We start from the raw sequence: 17,015 nt of genomic DNA on the forward strand, positions 1-17,015 counted from the left end.
CCCCCTCGAAACTGCTCCGACCTACCTCGCATCCGCCAGGAGACACCCATGCCCAAGGGCGAAAAGCTCACCATCGCCGACATCTGCGAAGACCTCGACATCAGCCGATCCACCTTCTACGACTGGCGCCAGAAGGGCCGCGCCCCCAAGTGCATGAAGCTCCCCAACGGAGACCTCCGCGTCCGCCGCGCCGACTATGACCGCTGGCTGACCAGCCTGGAGGACGCTTCCTGATGAAGAACACCACCTACAACGTTCGCGTCTACAAGACCGAGACCCGCAAGAACAAGGACGGCAAGGCGACGTCCTACCGGGTGCTGTGGCAAACCGCGGGGAAGCCCTGGAAGAAACCGTTTCCGAAGGAAGCTCAGGCGGACACCTACCGAAGCGCCCTGATCACCGCCGCTCGCAACGGCGAGGCGTTCAGCCTCATCACCGGTGAGCCCGTCTCATGGAGCCGCACCGAACGGCCGGACATGAGCTGGTACGACTTCACCACCGCCTACGTGGACATGAAGTGGAAGCGAGCCTCCGCCGGCTACCGGCGTGACATCGCGCGAGCCCTCACCGCGGCATCCCCGGCCATGCTCACCGCCGACCGCAGTAAGCCGTCCGACAAGGAGATCCGGAAGGCGCTCACGCGCTGGGCCTTCAACACCAAGGACAGGGACAGCCGTTCGGCCGAAGACCCTGTTCTCGGATGGTTGAAGCGAGGTACCTGCATGGTTTCGACGCTCGAAGACGCCGCGACCATGCGCAAGGTGCTGGATATCGCAACGTCCAAACTCGACGGCAAGGCCGCCGCAGCGAGTACCGCGCGCCGGAACCGGGCGATTCTCTTCAACGCCCTGGACTACGCGGTTGAGCTGAAGTTGCTCACCACGAACCCGATCCGGGGACTGAAGTGGCAAGCTCCGAAGAGTTCACACGAGGTCAACCGCGACTGCGTCGTCAACCCTGCCCAGGCCCGGAAGCTCTTGACCGCCGTAGCAGCACAGCAACGAAGCGGCCCGAGATTGGTGGCCTTCTTCGCGGTTCTCTACTTTGCCGGCCTGCGGCCCGAGGAGGCGATGGACCTCCGTACGGCGAACGTGATCCTGCCTGCTCTGGAATGGAACAAGGAAACGGAGGAGTGGGAGGAGTCGCCGGACGCGTGGGGAGAGCTGCGGTTCCGGACGGCAGCGCCCGACGTGGGCAAGGAATGGACCGATGGGAGCACCCAGCGGGAAGAACGCCAGCTCAAGCATCGTGCCGAGGGGGACAGCCGTGCCGTCCCCTGCACGCCTGAACTGGTCAAGTTCCTCCGCTCGCACCTGGCCGCTTTCCCGCCCGGCGAGAACGGTCACCTGTTCACCGGAGTCAACGGCGGAAACCTCCCGACCATCACCTACCGGCGGGCGTGGGACAAGGCCCGCGCCGAGGTGCTGACCAAGGCCGAGTACGCCTCTCCACTCGGTAAGCGCATCTACGACCTCCGGCATGCCTGCCTGTCCACCTGGCTCAACGCAGGGGTGCCGCCTACCCAGGTCGCCGCGTGGGCGGGGCACAGCGTGGACGTGCTCTTGAAGATCTACGCCAAGTGCATCGTCGGCCAGGACGAGACGGCCAAGCGCCGGATTGCCGACGCGCTCAGGGAGGAGTGACGCCCACGTCGCGCCCCGTGGGAAGGCATTGGGAAGGATCAACCGCAAACGATCAGTGACAGCCGTAGACAGCCGGACACGACGAAAGCGCCCTAAACTGCAAACAGGCAGGTCAGGGGCGCTTTCTTCATGGTCACAAGGGGTAGGGCGGGCGGGACTCGAACCCGCGACCCAGGGATTATGAGTCCCCTGCTCTAACCGGCTGAGCTACCGCCCCTCGCACGCCGTACGCGGCATTCAACCAAAGGTCGGGCCCGTTCGCACCGCCGCCCGGCGGGCCGGGTTCAAGATGTGACCTTCGGCGGGGCCACGGGCGGACCCGGAGGGCGGGGAACTCGCTACCCTACTGGTGAACCGTGTTGAGGAGTGTTGGATCATGCGCGTTGTTGGAGCTTTCCGGGAGTCGTACGGCGTGGAGCCCGCAGGGGTGTGGCACGCTCCCGGCCGGGTGAACCTGATCGGCGAGCACACCGACTACAACGACGGGTTCGTGTTGCCGTTCGCGGTGCCGTGGGGGGTGAACGCGGCCCTCTCGCCGCGCGAGGACGGGGTGGTCCGGCTCCGGTCGCTGCAGGCGGAGAGCGAGCCGGTGACGCTGGAACGGCTGGACGCGGCCCAGGGCTGGGCCCGTTACGTGGCCGGGGTGTTCTGGGCGCTCCGCGAGGCCGGGCACCGGGTGGGCGGCGCGGACGTGGTGATCGACGGGGACGTGCCGCAGGGGGCGGGCCTGTCGTCGAGCGCGGCCCTGGAGGTGGCGGTCGGCACGGCGCTGAACGAGCTGTACGGGCTCGGCATGACGAAGATGGAGATCGCGCTGGCCTCGCAGAAGGCCGAGAACGACTTCGTGGGCATGCCGTGCGGGATCATGGACCAGGCGGCCTCGGCCCTCGGCGAGGAGGGACAGGCGCTGTTCCTGGACTGCCGGAGCCTCGGCACCAGGAAGATCCCGTTCGACCTGGCGAGTCTGGGCCTCCAGCTGCTCATCGTCAACACCGGCGTGCACCACTCGCACGCCGGCGGGGAGTACGCCGACCGCCGCCGGGACTGCGAGAACGCCGCGGCACACCTGGGCGTGGACGCGCTCCGCGACGTGACCGACCTGGCGGACGCCCTCGGGCGGCTCAGCGGCGACGAGCGCAGGCGCACCCAGCACGTGGTGACCGAGAACCACCGGGTCGAGGCGGTGATCGGGCTGCTGCGGGCCGGGAAGGCGACCGAGATCGGAGCGCTGCTGAACGCCTCCCACCTGTCGCTGCGCGACCAGTTCGAGGTCTCCTGCGCCGAACTGGACGTGGCCGTGGAGTCGGCGGTCCGGGGCGGGGCCCGGGGGGCGCGGATGACCGGCGGCGGGTTCGGCGGGTCGGCGATCGCGCTGGTCGCCGACGACCGGGTGGAGAGCGTACGCGCGTCGGTCACCGGCGCCTACGCCGAGCGCGGCTGGGCCGCCCCGGACATCTACCCCGCCCTCCCGGCCCCGGGAGCCCGCCGGCTGGCCTGACACGCCTCGGGAGACCGGCGCCGGTCCGGAACGCGCAGGGAGACGGGCGGCTGCTCCGAACCTCGTGTTCCGGCGGCCCCGTCTCCCTGGCCCGGCTCGCGTGCCAAGCCGAACCAGGCCGAGCCAGGCTGGCCGCGTCCGCCTTTCCCTACCGCGTGTCCGTGACGACACCGGCGGGCGGGTCCGGGGCGGACACTTCGGGACCGGACGCCTGAGGGCCGGACGGTTCGGGGACCGACGGCCAGTCGGGCATCAGCGGTGGCCCCTCGTGCTCGGCCGCGCGGACCAGGCGGCGCAGCAGGTCGTCGAGCAGTTCGCGTTCCCGCGGGTCGAGCGGGGCGAGCAGCGCGCGTTCCGACTTGTCCCCCCGGTCCATGCGCTCCTCCCAGACCGCCCGCCCCGCGGGGGTCAGTCCCACGAGCAGCCTGCGGCGGTCGGCGGGGTCGTGCGCGCGGTCGACGTACCCGGCCCGCTCCATCCGGTCGAGCCGGTTGGTCAGCGTCGCCGGGTGGGTGTCGAGCCACCCGGCCAGCATCGAGGGGGTCGCCCGGTAGGGCGGCCCGGACGCGACCAGGTGGTGCAGCACCTTGAACTCCCACGGCTTGAGCCCGCCCTCGGCCAGCCACTCCTCCTTCTGCCGGTTGAGCAGCCGCACGAGCATGCTCATGCGCGTGACGATCCCCTCGGACTGGGGGTCGAGGTCGGACAGCTCCCGGGACCAGTGAGCGATGTGCCGGTCGACGGAGTCGGGCTCTGACATGCCCACAGGGTACGCCGCCCCGGAGGATCGTCATTTATACGAATGCATATATTTTGTTTTCGTAGTAACTTGCTCTCGTGACCCTCACCACCTCCCTGCGGGATTCCCTGGTCCCCCTCCGCGACGCCCGCTTCCGCCTGCTGTGGGCCGGGCAGAGCCTGTCGTCCGTCGGCGACTCCGTCACGGCCGTGGCCCTCGCGCTGGCGATCGTCACCGCGACGGGGTCGGCCACCGATCTGGGCGTCGTGCTGGCCGCGCAGTCGATCGCCACGGTGGCGCTCATGCTGCTCGGCGGGGTGTGGGCCGACCGGCTGCCGCGCCGCCGGGTGATGGTGGCCGCCGACCTGGTGCGCGGGTTCGCCCACGCGGCCATGGGCGTCGAGCTGGTCACCGGCACGGCCGACATCGTCCACCTGGCGGTGCTGGCGGCCCTGTCCGGCGCGGGTTCCGCGTTCTTCCTGCCGGCCGCGACCGGGCTGGTGCCCGCCACCGTGGCCCCGGAGCAGCTCTCCCGCGCCAACGCGCTCATCGCGATCGCCCAGCGCGGGTCCATCCTCCTCGGACCGGGGATCGCCACCGCCCTGGCCCTGACCGCCGGCGCCGGCTGGGCGCTGATCCTGGACGCGCTGACGTTCGCGGTCAGCGCGATCCTGCTGGGCCGGCTCCGGCTCGCGCCGATCCCGCCCACGCCGCGCGAGCCGTTCCTCGGGCAGCTCGCCGAGGGCTGGGCGCAGCTGCGCCGGCACCGGTGGTACTGGACGAACCTGATCGGCCACTCCATGTGGAACCTGAGCCGCTGCGTCCTGATGGTCGTCGGGCCGGTGCTCGCCGTCGCGACCCTCGGCGGTGAGATCGCCTGGGGCACGATCGTGCAGGGCGGCACGGTCGGCGCCCTGTGCGGGGCGCTGCTCGCCCTGCGGCTGAGGCCGTCCAGGCCGCTGGTCGTCGCCAACCTCGCGCTGGCGCTCGGTGCGCTGCCGCTCGCCCTGCTCGCCGCGGGGGCGCCCGCGGTGGCGGTCGCGGTGGCCTACGGGCTGATGACCGGCGGCCTGGCGTTCATGGCCCCGCTGTGGGAGACGCTGGTGCAGGAGAACATCCCGGCCGAGACGCTCTCGCGGGTGTCGGCGTACGACTGGCTGCTCTCCATCGGGCTGACGCCCCTCGGCATGGCCCTGGCCGGACCTCTGGCCGCCGCCGTCGGCACCACCCCCACCCTGTACGGGGCCGCGGCGCTGCTGGCGGCCTCCTGCCTGGGTGTCCTGGTCCTGCCCGACATCCGACGGATCGGCCACGGGGCCGGGGACGCCGCCTCCGGCGCGGTGCGGGGTCACCCGGTGGCGTGACCGGACCGGGCCGGAGGCGCACCCCCGGCCCTTGTCCCCGTACGAGCGGAAATCCCGTACGGTCCGTGCGGTCCGGTGACGGGTCAGGTCGGGTGGCGGCCCCAGACCGGCGTCGTCGCGAGGATCCTGGAGAATCTCGCCTCGTTCCTCGCCACCGGCCTCCTGCGCGGCGTCCTGGTCCACGGGTCCGGCCCGGCGGCGGGAACCGGCGCCCTGTCCGGCGACCAGGCGAGCCGTCCGGTGTCGACGAGGACGGCGGCGGTCACCTCGCCGGGAAGGGTGGAGGTCTGCGCGCGCCAGCGGCCCTCGTACCGGTCGACCCGGAGGTCGGCGCCCAGGAAGGTGACCACCCCCGCGGCGGCCAGGGCGCGCAGGTCCTCCAGGTGCGACACCGGCGGGCCGCCGGCGAGATGGTCGGAGAACTCCCGGAACCAGGGGTCGGTCACGCCCGCCCCGGCGAGGACGGCGCGGACGGAGAGCAGGGCGAGGACCATGGCGTGGTCGGCGCTGTGCTCGGGGTCGGAGCGCCGTTCCAGGTCGGCGGCGAGGTAGCCGCGCATCCACTTCCGCATCCCCGGCAGGTCACCGAACCTGATGCCGTGCAGCGGCCGGTCGAGCCGGTCGAGGTCGAGCCGGTCCGGATGCCGGGGGACGGCGGCGCGGATCATCCTGCGCATCGCGACACTGCGCCACTCCTCGCCCGCGAAGGCCTCCTCGAACTCCCCCCAGGTCGACCGTACGCGCTCCGGATGGGCGGTGATGAGCTCGTGGTAGTACGCGAAGGCGAGTTCCTTGGCCACCAGGGGCCAGACGTCCCTGCGGAAGTTCCACGGACCGGCGCCCAGCGTCTCGCGGGTGAGGAAGCGCGGCACCGGCGGCTCGGTGCCGACGAAGGGATGGGCGAACCCGGAGTGGTGCGGCACGCCGCGCTCCGAGCCGACGTACAGCAGGGGCTCGCGCCCGCCGGGCAGGTAGACCTGCTCCCCGTCGTAGCCGTGGACGAACCGGCCGCCCCGGCCCGTGGTGAGCGGTGCCAGCAGGTCGGCCAGGGCCGGCCCCGTGCCCTTCACGATCACCGGCTCTCCGGCGGGGACGCCGTCCGGATCGAGATCGGCGAGGCCGGAGGGGCCGGGTTCCGGTGTGGCGCTCTGCGACATGTGGCACTCCCGTGCGCGTCTCGGCGGCCCCCGAGGGGGCCGCGTTCGCGGCACGCCGACCGTGCCGCCGGGTCTCCCCCGGAGGCGCCCCTCGCGACGGAAGGGGCGCCCGTCAATCGGCCGGGGTCTCGCGTCGACGCATTTAACCTATTTAAAAGGTAGGAAATGCATAGATCACTGTCAAGCCCTACTGTCAAAGGATGCCCAACGAGATGGTGAACGTGGTCTACCGCAAGTACGACGGATCGCTGCACTGGCACCACCGCGGCCTGCTGCTCGGCGAGGACGAGCACGGGGTGTGGACCGGCTGTGCCGCCGGCTCCAGCGGCCACAAGGGGGACGGGCCCGCCGTGGTCTGGCCCACCCCCTTCGTGATGCTCTTCCCCCGCGACGCCTGGTGGACAGCCGCCTTCAACGCCGCCCCGAACAAGCACGAGCTCTACTGCGACATCTCCACCGTGCCGGAGTGGCGTGACGGCGAGGTCACCATGATCGACCTCGATCTCGACGTGATCCGGACGCGCCGCGACGTGCTCAAGGGCCGCACCAGGCGGATCTACCTGGACGACGAGGACGAGTTCGAGGAGCACCGGGTCCGCTACGCGTACCCGCCCGACGTGGTGGAGAACGCCCGCGCCTCGGCCGCCTGGCTGATGGAGGCGGTCACCTCCGGCACGGCCCCCTTCGGCACCGCCCCGCACTGGCTCTCCCTGGTCACGTGAGCCCTGGTCACGTGAGCCCCGGTCACGTGAGCCCCGGTCACGTGAGCCCCGGGGGCACGTGAACCTCGGGGGCACGTGAACCTCGGCGTCATGTGAACCCTCGTCACGTGAACCCCGGGTGCCTGTGTACCCCGGGCACCCGCGCCCCGGTCGCCTGTCGCTCAGCGGACCGTACGGTCCGCCGGGCCCCGTGCGGCCCGGCGGACCTGCCTACAGCGGCGGGAACCCGGGGGCGCGGCGCTCGACGAAGCTGGCCACGCCCTCCACGAAGTCCGGCCGGGAGAAGGAGTCGAGCATCAGGCGCACGGCCGCCGACTCCGAGGACTCCAGGGTCTGCTGCCAGTCCCCCCAGACCTGGCGCTTGATCACCGCCATCGAGGCCGGCGAGCTGTACGTGGCCAGCTCCCTCGCGTACGCCAGCGTCTCCTCCATCAGGCTCTCCCCGGGCACCGACCGGTTGGCCAGGCCCAGCTCACGGGCCTCGGCGCCGGTGAAGGTACGGCCGGACAGCAGCAGGTCCATGGCCGTGGCCTGGCCCGCCAGGCGCGGCAGGATCCAGGACAGGCCGTACTCGGCGACCAGGCCCCGCCGGGCGAACGCGGTGGTCCACTTGGCCTCGTCCGCGGTGAAGACCAGGTCGCACACGAGGGCGTGGACCATGCCGAGCCCGGCGCAGGCACCGTTGACGGCGGCGATGACCGGCTTGCGGATCGTGGTCGGGAAGGTGGTGGGACGGCTGTCGGGCTCCGCGGAGTAGGAGCCGTCCTGGAGGGCGGCGAGCGTCTGGAAGTCCGCGCCCGCGCAGAAGCCCCTCCCCGCTCCGGTGACGACGATCACCCGGACCTCGGGGTCCTTCTCGGCCTCGGCCAGCTGGTCGAAGTAGCGCCGGCCCATGTCGTCGGTCCAGGCGTTCAGCCTGTCCGGCCGGTTGAACGTCAGCGTCAGCACGCCCCGCTCGATCGACGACAGCACCAGATCGACCATTCCGCCTCCCTTCGGGAAGCCCCGAAGCGCTCCCGCACGAGAACCTCCGATCGGAGGTTACAGAATATCGTTCTACACCCTTCCCGCCCCGGCGTCAGCAGAGCGGGGCCGGCCGGAGACCCGCCACACCCCCGGCCGGAGGTCCGCCACGCCCCGGCCGGAGACCGGCCTCCCCTTCAGGTCCGGTCCGGCCCTTTCCGCCCGCCCCCGTCCCGATCCCCCGATCAGCCCTCGCGCGCTCCCCGCCGGCCGAGTCCTCGCTCCAGGGAGTCGGGATGGTGGACGAAGTTCGGCATGAACAGCCGGTCCTCGTAGTAGCGGTGGAAGACCGGTGTGACCGAGGCCGACATCGGCGGGACGATCCAGCTCCAGTCGGCGGGACAGACCCGGCCGGCCTTCTCCTCGCGTTCCAGGTGCTTCAGGAAGTGCCGGGACTCGGTGTGATGGTCGGTCATCGTCACCCCGGCCCGCCCGAACGAGTGCAGGACCGCCGCGTTCAGCTCCACCAGCGCGTAGTCCCGCCACAGCGAGCGCTCGCTGCGGGTGTTCAGGCCCAGGCGCCGGGCGATCAGCGGCGTCAGGTCGTAACGGTCGGCGTCGGCCAGGTTGCGGGCGCCGATCTCGGTGCCCATGTACCAGCCGTTGAACGGCGCCGCCCGGTAGCAGACCCCGCCGATCTCCAGGCACAGGTTCGAGATCACCGGGACGGCGTGCCAGCGCAGCCCCAGCTCCTCGAACCAGGAGTGCACCGGATGCGAGATCGGCACCTCCAGCACGGCGTCGCCGGGGAGCGTGGACAGCAGCGGCGGACCGTCCCCCACCGAGATCGCCAGCGGCAGGACGTCGAACGGGCTCCCGGGGCCGCCCGGCCAGCCCAGCTCCCGCAGCATCGCGGTGAAGTCGGTGTAGCGGGGATCCCCGACGACGGAGCCGTCCGCCGTGCGGTACCCGGCGTACCGGATGAGCTGCTCGTTCCAGATCCGGGGCCCGGGGGCTCCCGGCCGGTCCTGGGGGAAGACGGTGATCGTCGGACGGATCCGGCGGGCCGGTGCCGCATCCCGCAGGTGGTTCACGCACTCGACCGCGACGCCCTCGGCCGTGGTGACGTACCGCCGGTCGCGCACCCGCAGCGAGCGCCAGTACAGCCGGCCGATGCACCTGCCGCTGTTGCGCCAGGCCACCCGGGCCCCGAAGACCAGCTCGTCGGGGGTGTGCGTGTACGTCCCGGTCCTGGCGATCTCCTGCCGGACCTCACGCAGCCGCTCCCGCGGGTCACCTGCCCCGGGATTCTCCGCGTGGAACAACCTCAGATAGTCCTCGGCCGCGGCCTCCACGTCGGCCGCGCCCCTCTCGTCGGACGGGGCCCGTACGGCCGCCGGGGGCGCCTCGGGAACGGCATGGACCGGATCCGGGGCACGATGCCGGGACCTTCGCCAGGTGAGCACAGCAAAACCACCCAATGTGGCTCACGGGCACGGGGCCGTTCCGGGCGGCACGGTGCCCTGAACGCGGCGGCCCTTCCCCGCTGCGATCGGTGTGGTCCGCGGCAGCCGCGCGCCGGTCCACCCGCTGTGATCACGGGGCCCCGGGTACGGCGATCTTATTTTCTGTGATTCGCCGTGGTTTGTCCGCCGAATCGGGATACGGACGACGAAGGCCCCGGAAGCTGTGCTTCCGGGGCCTTCACGATGCTCCCGCGATAGGACTCGAACCTATAACCTGCCGGTTAACAGCCGGCTGCTCTGCCGATTGAGCTACACGGGATTGCGCTTTGCGCTGGTCGGAGCGGATGTTCCCCGTTCCTTGCGGCGCAGGAATAGATTAGCGCACTCCATGGGTGTGTGTCGCATCGATACTCCGGGGTAGGGCGGGGGGAGTGGCGATCCGCAGGTGATCGCATCACGGGGTCCGGCGGAACATGCTTGTGGAGGTGGACATGCGTTATCGAATGATGTTCTGTGTGGGATTCGCGGCCGGTTACGTCCTGGGGAGCCGTGCCGGACGGGAGCGTTACGAGCAGATCAAGCAGCTCGCCCAGCGGGTCTCGGAGAACCCGTCCGTGCAGGAGACCGCCGGCCTGGTGGGCGCCAAGGTCACCAAGGCCACGGGCGTGGCGAAGGACAAGGTCAGCGACGTGGCCAAGAACCGGCTGCCGTTCCTGAAGTCGGCCAACGGCTGGCACGACGAGACGGACGAGACCGGCACCGGCTGGCCGGAGGGCCAGAAGACGTCCGCGCCCTACTGACCGGCCGGCGCCGCTTCCGGGCCCCGGGCCGGGAAGCGGCCCGCGGGCGCGAAGGCCCCTCCGGGGGCCTTTCGCGCGTCCGGGATCTTTCGCTCGTCCGGGGATCTTTCGCGCGCCTGAGGTCTTTTCGCGCGCCCAAGGGTCTTTTCGCGTGTCCGGGGGCCCGGGGCTCACCCCACGGCTCCTCGTCCCCGCCAGGTCCGCGAGAACCCGGACGGCCCCTTCCCGCCTGCCCGGAGATCCCGGCTCAGACGCCGAAGCTGCGGCGGGTCTCCTCCAGCGCCTGCTCGGCCAGGGCGCGCAGGCCGGGGTCCTCCGCGTCGAGACCGGCGTCGAAGACCAGCTCCCAGACCAGCTCGTCGGCGTCGGCCCTCCTGGCCACCAGCCGCACTCCCCCTCGGGCGTCCAGCGGGACGTACTGGCTGACGACGATCGAGGCCGTCACCCGCTCCCGCACGGCCTCGGGGACCCGGCCCGGCTCGGGCAGCAACGCCCGGTGCGAGCGCCCGTCCGTGGTGACGACCGTCAGCCCCTCCTCGTCCCACGTGCCGCGATCCACCTGGAACCAGGGAAGGCGCGCGCCCCCCAGGTAGAGGGCCCGGTCGGCGGCGATCACGTAGCCGTCCGGCCCCTCGGCGTAGGTGAGCACCCGGTCACCCCGGACGACGGCCGCGCGGACCTCGGCGGGCATGCGGCTGAAGAGCTTCATGTCTCCACGGTATCGGCGAGCAGGTCCAGGGTGAGCGCCGCCGACCAGGAGAAGTCGCGGCTGCCCCGGCCGCTGCCGTCGAAGGGGTCGAAGCACTCGCGAAAGCCCCCCTGCCGTACCAGGCGCAGGGTGCCGGCCCCCAGCACCCTGGCCAGCCCCCCCAGGTCGTGGACGGCCGCCGCCCGGCGCAGCAGCCAGTTGGTGTTCACCCAGGAGGGCCCGCGCCAGTAGCAGGACCGGTCGAACTGCTGGGCGCGGATCTCGCAGCTGGGCACCGGGTACCCGGCGGCCCCCATGAAGCGGGCCGACTCCAGCACGCCCACCAGCTCCGCGACACGGTCGGCGGGCAGTTCCCGGTCCAGCAGCGGCCCGAAACAGCCGATCGTGCAGACGGGACTGAGCCCCCCGCCGCGCAGGTCCCGGGCGCGGAAGAGGCCGTCGGCCCAGAGGCGTTCCAGCAGTGCCGCCCGGATCCGTTCCACCGCCGCCCGGTGCGGGCCCGCGTCCGCGCCCGCCACCGGTGCCAGCTCGGCCAGGGCCTGGCAGGAGGCGAGCCAGATCCCGTTGAACATCGGGTCCTCGACCGCGAAGGGGTGCTCGTCGCGCAGATAGGCCGCCTCGTAGCCGGCGTCCCGGTAGCGCAGGGCGAGGGCGATGTGACGGTCCTGGTGGCCGCCCGGCCGCCCCTCGGAGGACTCCGCGTACCGGTAGGGGGCTCCGGCCGCCGGAAGCGCCTCCAGCGGGGCGTCCCAGACGGGGCTGTCGTCCATGCCCGACTCCCACGGGTGGACGATGGCCGCCAGACCCGCTCCACCGAGGTCCCGGGCGGTGGCGAGGTAGTCGTTCTGGGCGACCAGCATCGGGTAGAGCCTCCGCACCAGGGCCGTGGCCGTGTCGCGGTCGGTCGCGTGCCGCCAGATCCACCACAGCGCCAGCGCGTGCAGGGGCGGCTGGGTCAGCCCGGAGGTGCCCACCCCGTTGGGGGCGCACCGGTGGTCCCGCGAGCGCCACACGGACGGGCCGGGAAAGTAGATCTCGGTACGGACGGGCCGGAAGACGATGTGCGGCACCATCCCGTTGCTCCACTGCCCCCGCAGGAGGCTGAGCAGTTCGGCCCCGGCCCTGAGGGTGTCCCAGCGGGCCAGGCCGATCGCCACGAAGGTGGAGTCCCAGTTCCACTGGTGGGGGTAGAGGCCGGGGGCGGGGGCCGTGGCGGAGCCGGTCCGGTTCGCGTCGAGCACGGCCCACGCCTCCCGGCCCAGTGCGGCGTCGTCGACCGCCGCTCGCGACTCCATTCGCCCAGTCTGCGCCTGTATCGCCCCGGAGAACAGCCCGGAACCGGGCCGGAGACGCCTCGGAACCGGCCGGGTTCGCCTCGGAACCAGGACGGGTTCGCCTCGGAACCGGCCAGGTTCGCCTCGGAACCAGGACGGGTTCGCCTGGGAACGGGGCCGGAGCCGTCTGGGAACCAGGCCGGATTCACCGCGGAACCGGGCCGAAAGCGGCTCAGAAGCCGGCCGGACACGCCCCGCCATGCCGGAAGCGACAGCGGAGACGGCCACGACCACGACCACGACGGGGACGACGCCCGAAGGCCGGCGTCCCGGCCGGAGCCGGGCGCCGGCCCTGACGGGGCGCCGGGCGGCGCCTCAGTCGAGGTAGTCGCGCAGCATCTGCGCCCTGGTCGGGTGGCGGAGCTTGGCGAGGGTCTTCGACTCGATCTGCCGGATGCGCTCGCGCGTCACCCCGAACTCCCTGCCGACCTCCTCCAGCGTGCGGGGATGCCCGTCCGCGAGCCCGAAGCGCAGCTGGATGATGCGCTGCTCCCGGTCCGACAGGGTCGCGAGGATGTCGTCGAGCTGGTCCTGCAGCATGATGAAGGCGGCGGCCTCCATCGGCACGACCGCGTCCGCGTCCTCGATGAAGTCGCCGAGGTCGGAGTCCTCCTCGCCGATCGGGGACTGGAGCGAGACCGGCTCCTGGGCGATCCGCTGGATCTCGATCACCCGGTCGATCGGCAGGTCCATCTCGAGGGCGATCTCCTCGGGGGCGGGTTCGCGGCCCAGATCCTGGTGGAGCTGGCGCTGGACCCGTACCAGTTTGTTGATCGTCTCGACCATGTGCACCGGGATCCGAATGGTGCGCGCCTGGTCCGCGATCGCCCTGGTGATCGCCTGGCGAATCCACCAGGTGGCGTATGTGGAGAACTTGTAGCCCTTCGTGTAGTCGAATTTCTCGACCGCACGGATGAGCCCGAGGTTGCCCTCCTGGATGAGATCCAGGAAGAGCATGCCGCGTCCCACATATCTTTTGGCGATTGACACCACCAGGCGAAGATTCGCCTCGATCAGCCGTTGCTTGGCCCGCGTTCCCTGCCAGACGAGCTCCCTGAACTCCGGGAACCCCAGGCGTGAGACGACGCTGGTCAGCTTGTCCTCGGCGAACAGGCCCGCTTCGATCGACTTGGCGAGCTCCACCTCCTCCTCGGCCGTGAGCAGGGGCACCCGGCCGATCTCCCGCAGGTAGATACGGACGAGATCGCTGGTCGGCGCCCTTTTACCGACATCCTCCTCATCGGGCCGGGCGGGCTCCTCGTCGCCCTGGGGCTCGAGGACCTCCACTCCGTGCTCGGTGAGCATGCGCACGACGCGTTCAAGCGCGTCGGACGGCAGCTCGGATTTGTCGAGAGCGGCGGCCACGTCATCAACCGTGACGCTTCCGCGCTCTCTTCCCTTCGCGACGAGGTCGGCCACCTGGTCTACCGATGGCGGCCCACTTGGCAGCACCGATGCACCCACGGGAGACAGTCTGCTGTATTGGCTCCCCAAAATGGCAGACCTATTTTTGTCACCGAAGGTAAGGCCGCGTTCCTTATGGGATCGAGACCTTATTAGGGTTTGGCGGAATCGTCCGCTGGATATTAAAGCAATTTACGCCGTCAGCTCGCGGCGGTGCGCTCCTTGAGGACGCGCCGTTGCTGCTCCAGCGCGACCAGCTCGCCGAACAGCCGGTTGTACTCCTGCTGCTCCTCGACCGGGTTGGTCCGCTGCATCCGTGACTTGAGCTGTTCGATGGCCCGCGCCACCGAGACGAGCTCCAGCGCGGCCAGCATGGCCGAGGCGTAGCGCTCCTCGCTCGCCAGGTCGGCCCTGAGCTCCTCCACGGCGAACCGGGTGACCATCCCGCGCAGGGAGTCCTCGGCGCTGCCGAGCAGCAGGTCGACCCACTCCCGGCCGCCCTGCCCGGCCGCGGCGGTGCCGCCGCAGCCGACGATCAGCCGGTAGAGGGCCACGTGCTCGGGGAGGGTGAAGGCCTCCGGGCCCACCGCCTCGAAGCGGGGACCGAGCAGCGCGGGACGCTGCACGGCCAGCCGCAGCACCTCGGCCTCGGTCCTGACCCCGGGGTCGGTGAGGTCGGCGACCCGGCGCGGGCCCGCGGGGCGCCGGTCGCGCGGCTGGGCCGCCGCGGAGACCTCGGTGATCCGGTCGATCACGAAGCGCTCGTTGTTGAACCCCAGCCACCGGTCGAGGTCGACGGCGTAGAGCTGGCGCAGGGAGCGGTCCTTGATGCCCGCCACGATCGGGGCGGCGGCGTCCAGGGCGGAGAGCCTGCCCTCGTTGGTGCTCACGTCGAACTTGGAGATCACGCTGCGGATGGCGAACGCGAACAGCGGCTCCCTGGCGGCGATCAGATCCCGCACGGCCGCCTCGCCGTGCCGGATGCGCAGGTCGCACGGGTCGAGCCCGTCGGCCTGCACCGCCACGAAGGTCTGGGTGACGAACTTCTGCTCGTCGGCGAACGCGCGCAGCGCCGCCTTCTGGCCCGCGGCGTCGCCGTCGAAGGTGAAGACCACCTCGCCCTGCGAGCCCGACTGGTCGAGCAGCAGCCTTCTGAGCACCTTGATGTGCTCCTCGCCGAACGCGGTGCCGCAGGTGGCCACCGCCGTCGGCACCCCCGACAGGTGACAGGCCATCACGTCGGTGTAGCCCTCGACGATCACGGCCTGCGAGCGCTTGGAGATCTCGCGTTTGGCCAGGTCGACACCGTAGAGGACCTCGCTCTTGTGGTAGAGCGGGCTCTCGGGGGTGTTGAGGTACTTCGGGCCCTCCTCGGCGTCGTTGAGCTTGCGCGCGCCGAAGCCGATGACGTCTCCGGTGATGTCGCGGATGGGCCAGACCAGCCGCCCCCGGAACCGGTCGATCGGGCCGCGCCGCCCCTCCTTGGCCAGCCCGCCCTTGATCAGCTCGGCGGCGGTGAAGCCGCGGCCCATCAGGTGCCGGGCGAGCGCCTCCCACTCGGCCGGGGCGTACCCCACGCCGAACCGCTCGGCGTCGACCCGCTCGAAGCCGCGCTCGGACAGGAAGCGGCGTCCGGGCGCGGCGTCGGGGGCCGACAGCTTCGAGACGTAGAACTCCGCCGCCGCCCGGTGGGCCTCGATCAGCCGGCTGCGCTCGCCCTGCTCGCGGCCGGGCACGTACCCGCCCTGCTCGTAGCGGAGCTGGACGCCCGCCCTGTTCGCCAGCCGCTCGACGGCCTCGCCGAACGACAGGTGCTCCAGGCGCCGGACGAAGGTGATGACGTCACCGCCCTCGGCGCAGCCGAAGCAGTACCAGTACCCCCGGGTGGGGGTCACGTTGAACGACGGGGTCTTCTCGTCATGGAAGGGACAGAGCCCTTTCAGGTTGCCGCCGCCGGCGTTGCGGAGCTGGATGTGCTCGCCCACGATGTCGGCGATCGGTGAGCGCTCTCGTACGAGCGCGATGTCCTCGTCACTGATCCGGCCTGCCACGCCGCGAGTCTAGTCCGGCCCCCCGACAGCTCGGGCGGTACGAGGGGGGCCGCGGGGGCAGGAGGAACGATGACTTTCCCGAAGAGGTCGTGACCAACCATGACGTCGGTTACAAAGGTAGAAGCGATTTCTCGATACTGTACGCGGGTGGAGATCATGCGATCGGGGCACAAGGTACGACTGGCCGCCGTGACCGGCGCGGTGCTCGTCACCGGAGCCTGCGCGTCCCCGGGCGGGGTGGCCGGCATCGGCACCATGCCCCCGGCCCCCGGGGCGGAGAGCGGGGCGGAGAGCGCCGCCGGGACGCCCGGTTCGGTCACCGCGACCATCCCGGAGTCGACGCCGACCCCCGTCCCGCAGACGGCGGTGGACCGTCCCAAGGCCGACCCCCCGGTGCGGGTCCCGCCACCGAAGCTCTCCAAGCACACCTACGCCTTCCCGGTGAAGGGCTGCTCGGTCAGCTACGAGAGCCGCCTGCTGGTGCTGCCCAAGACCACGATCTGGACGGGCAAGGGCTGCACGTTCGTCTCGCCGGTGGCGGGGGTGGTCGACGAGGTCAACATCAAGAACCGGTGGAAGCCCTCCACCGACCGCGGCGCCGACCGCGAGGGCCGGTTCGTCACGGTCGTCGGCGACGACGGGGTGCGCTACCTGGGCGGTCACCTGGACCAGGTCGCCGAGGGGATCAGGCCGGGGGTGCGCGTCGGCGCGGGGCAGGCGCTCGGCCAGGTCGGCAACTCCGGCAACGCGCGTTCCACCGCCAGCAACCTCTACTTCGCGATCTCCTGGAAGACCTCCTCGTCGCTCTGGTGGGTGCGCCGCGGCATGGTCAACCCGTGGAACTACCTGGACGCCTGGCTGAAGGGCAATCCCACCCTCTCCCCGCGCGAGGAGATGCGGGCCGTGATGAACCGGACGGGCGCCACCCCGCGGTGCTTCACCCTGTGCGCGTCCAAGCCCCAGCCGACCAAGAAGCCCCGGCCCACGCCGACGCCGGAGGAGCCCGAGCAGGTCACCCTGGGCGGCGACGGCGGCGTCGGCTGACATCCGCGGGACCCCTCGCCCCCGGGTCTCCCCTGACCGCCCCCCGCCCCCCGGGCCTCCCCGACCGTCCCCCCGGTCCTCGAGCCTCCCCCGATCGTCTCCGGTCCGGCCGGGAGGGCGG

The 17,015-nt window shown here is 71.4% G+C and carries 15 protein-coding genes and 2 tRNA genes; 7 read left to right on the forward strand and 10 right to left on the reverse strand.

What is annotated here, in order from left to right:
* Positions 1-48 precede the first annotated feature (48 nt).
* Positions 49-234: a helix-turn-helix transcriptional regulator gene (locus ACLQ2R_RS11535; RefSeq protein WP_425959405.1), complete on the forward strand. Its 186-nt coding sequence runs from the start codon at positions 49-51 to the stop codon at positions 232-234.
* Positions 234-1,643, forward strand: a complete 1,410-nt coding sequence (locus ACLQ2R_RS11540) for a tyrosine-type recombinase/integrase (RefSeq protein WP_425959406.1) — start codon at positions 234-236, stop codon at positions 1,641-1,643. Before ACLQ2R_RS11535 ends, ACLQ2R_RS11540 begins: the two co-directional genes overlap by 1 nt.
* A 143-nt stretch (positions 1,644-1,786) precedes the next feature.
* Here ACLQ2R_RS11540 and ACLQ2R_RS11545 read toward each other — a convergent pair.
* Positions 1,787-1,860, reverse strand: a tRNA-Ile gene (locus ACLQ2R_RS11545).
* A 159-nt stretch (positions 1,861-2,019) separates the two neighbouring features.
* Between ACLQ2R_RS11545 and galK the strand changes: the two genes are divergently transcribed.
* Complete coding sequence (gene galK, locus ACLQ2R_RS11550; RefSeq protein WP_425959407.1) at positions 2,020-3,141, forward strand: galactokinase; 1,122 nt, start codon at positions 2,020-2,022, stop codon at positions 3,139-3,141.
* 148 nt (positions 3,142-3,289) lie between these two features.
* On the opposite strand, the gene ACLQ2R_RS11555 is transcribed toward galK, so the two are convergent.
* A complete protein-coding gene (locus tag ACLQ2R_RS11555; RefSeq protein WP_425959408.1) occupies positions 3,290-3,901 on the reverse strand; it encodes a MarR family winged helix-turn-helix transcriptional regulator in 612 nt (203 codons plus the stop codon).
* A gap of 77 nt (positions 3,902-3,978) precedes the next feature.
* Here ACLQ2R_RS11555 and ACLQ2R_RS11560 point away from each other — a divergent pair, with 77 nt between their 5' ends.
* Complete coding sequence (locus ACLQ2R_RS11560) at positions 3,979-5,244, forward strand: MFS transporter (protein ID WP_425959409.1); 1,266 nt, start codon at positions 3,979-3,981, stop codon at positions 5,242-5,244.
* An 83-nt stretch (positions 5,245-5,327) separates the two neighbouring features.
* On the opposite strand, the gene ACLQ2R_RS11565 is transcribed toward ACLQ2R_RS11560, so the two are convergent.
* Entirely contained in the window at positions 5,328-6,401 is a 1,074-nt protein-coding gene (locus ACLQ2R_RS11565) for a hypothetical protein (RefSeq protein WP_425959410.1), read from the reverse strand.
* Positions 6,402-6,601: 200 nt separating this feature from the next.
* On the opposite strand from ACLQ2R_RS11565, the gene ACLQ2R_RS11570 reads away from it, so the two are divergent.
* Positions 6,602-7,123: a DUF402 domain-containing protein gene (locus ACLQ2R_RS11570; RefSeq protein ID WP_425959411.1), complete on the forward strand. Its 522-nt coding sequence runs from the start codon at positions 6,602-6,604 to the stop codon at positions 7,121-7,123.
* A gap of 210 nt (positions 7,124-7,333) precedes the next feature.
* On the opposite strand, the gene ACLQ2R_RS11575 is transcribed toward ACLQ2R_RS11570, so the two are convergent.
* The 3 genes from ACLQ2R_RS11575 to ACLQ2R_RS11585 form a co-directional block, all read right to left on the reverse strand.
* The gene (locus ACLQ2R_RS11575) at positions 7,334-8,107 is read right to left on the reverse strand and encodes an enoyl-CoA hydratase (RefSeq protein WP_425959412.1); all 774 of its coding nucleotides are present in this window, start codon (positions 8,105-8,107) and stop codon (positions 7,334-7,336) included.
* Positions 8,108-8,331: 224 nt separating this feature from the next.
* A complete protein-coding gene (locus ACLQ2R_RS11580) occupies positions 8,332-9,552 on the reverse strand; it encodes a nitric oxide synthase oxygenase (RefSeq protein ID WP_425959413.1) in 1,221 nt (406 codons plus the stop codon).
* Positions 9,553-9,798: 246 nt separating this feature from the next.
* Positions 9,799-9,871: transfer RNA gene (locus tag ACLQ2R_RS11585), tRNA-Asn, on the reverse strand.
* Between the two features lie 172 nt (positions 9,872-10,043).
* On the opposite strand from ACLQ2R_RS11585, the gene ACLQ2R_RS11590 reads away from it, so the two are divergent.
* Positions 10,044-10,352, forward strand: coding sequence for a YtxH domain-containing protein (locus tag ACLQ2R_RS11590; protein WP_425959414.1), 309 nt, complete (start codon positions 10,044-10,046; stop codon positions 10,350-10,352).
* Between the two features lie 247 nt (positions 10,353-10,599).
* Here ACLQ2R_RS11590 and ACLQ2R_RS11595 read toward each other — a convergent pair whose 3' ends face one another.
* From ACLQ2R_RS11595 to dnaG, 4 genes are all read right to left on the reverse strand, one after another.
* Entirely contained in the window at positions 10,600-11,061 is a 462-nt protein-coding gene (locus tag ACLQ2R_RS11595; RefSeq protein ID WP_425959416.1) for a hypothetical protein, read from the reverse strand.
* Positions 11,058-12,356, reverse strand: coding sequence for an MGH1-like glycoside hydrolase domain-containing protein (locus tag ACLQ2R_RS11600; RefSeq protein WP_425959417.1), 1,299 nt, complete (start codon positions 12,354-12,356; stop codon positions 11,058-11,060). Before ACLQ2R_RS11600 ends, ACLQ2R_RS11595 begins: the two co-directional genes overlap by 4 nt.
* Before the next feature lie 354 nt (positions 12,357-12,710).
* Entirely contained in the window at positions 12,711-13,814 is a 1,104-nt protein-coding gene (gene rpoD, locus ACLQ2R_RS11605; protein WP_386231868.1) for an RNA polymerase sigma factor RpoD, read from the reverse strand.
* Between the two features lie 185 nt (positions 13,815-13,999).
* Positions 14,000-15,850, reverse strand: coding sequence for a DNA primase (gene dnaG / locus ACLQ2R_RS11610; RefSeq protein ID WP_425959418.1), 1,851 nt, complete (start codon positions 15,848-15,850; stop codon positions 14,000-14,002).
* A gap of 156 nt (positions 15,851-16,006) precedes the next feature.
* Between dnaG and ACLQ2R_RS11615 the strand changes: the two genes are divergently transcribed.
* Positions 16,007-16,894, forward strand: coding sequence for a peptidoglycan DD-metalloendopeptidase family protein (locus ACLQ2R_RS11615; protein WP_425959675.1), 888 nt, complete (start codon positions 16,007-16,009; stop codon positions 16,892-16,894).
* Positions 16,895-17,015 lie beyond the last annotated feature (121 nt).

The sequence above is a fragment of the Streptosporangium sp. DT93 genome (genome assembly GCF_049844535.1).
GTDB lineage: Bacteria > Actinomycetota > Actinomycetes > Streptosporangiales > Streptosporangiaceae > Streptosporangium.

Coding starts and splice junctions, on each gene's coding strand:
- ACLQ2R_RS11595 (WP_425959416.1), bottom strand. CDS start 11,061: ATGAAGCTCTTCAGCCGCATGCCCGCCGAGGTCCGCGCGGCCGTCGTC.
- ACLQ2R_RS11575 (WP_425959412.1), bottom strand. CDS start 8,107: ATGGTCGATCTGGTGCTGTCGTCGATCGAGCGGGGCGTGCTGACGCTG.
- ACLQ2R_RS11535 (WP_425959405.1), top strand. CDS start 49: ATGCCCAAGGGCGAAAAGCTCACCATCGCCGACATCTGCGAAGACCTC.
- ACLQ2R_RS11600 (WP_425959417.1), bottom strand. CDS start 12,356: ATGGAGTCGCGAGCGGCGGTCGACGACGCCGCACTGGGCCGGGAGGCG.
- galK (WP_425959407.1), top strand. CDS start 2,020: ATGCGCGTTGTTGGAGCTTTCCGGGAGTCGTACGGCGTGGAGCCCGCA.
- ACLQ2R_RS11565 (WP_425959410.1), bottom strand. CDS start 6,401: ATGTCGCAGAGCGCCACACCGGAACCCGGCCCCTCCGGCCTCGCCGAT.
- ACLQ2R_RS11590 (WP_425959414.1), top strand. CDS start 10,044: ATGCGTTATCGAATGATGTTCTGTGTGGGATTCGCGGCCGGTTACGTC.
- ACLQ2R_RS11540 (WP_425959406.1), top strand. CDS start 234: ATGAAGAACACCACCTACAACGTTCGCGTCTACAAGACCGAGACCCGC.
- ACLQ2R_RS11570 (WP_425959411.1), top strand. CDS start 6,602: ATGCCCAACGAGATGGTGAACGTGGTCTACCGCAAGTACGACGGATCG.
- ACLQ2R_RS11615 (WP_425959675.1), top strand. CDS start 16,007: ATGCGATCGGGGCACAAGGTACGACTGGCCGCCGTGACCGGCGCGGTG.
- ACLQ2R_RS11555 (WP_425959408.1), bottom strand. CDS start 3,901: ATGTCAGAGCCCGACTCCGTCGACCGGCACATCGCTCACTGGTCCCGG.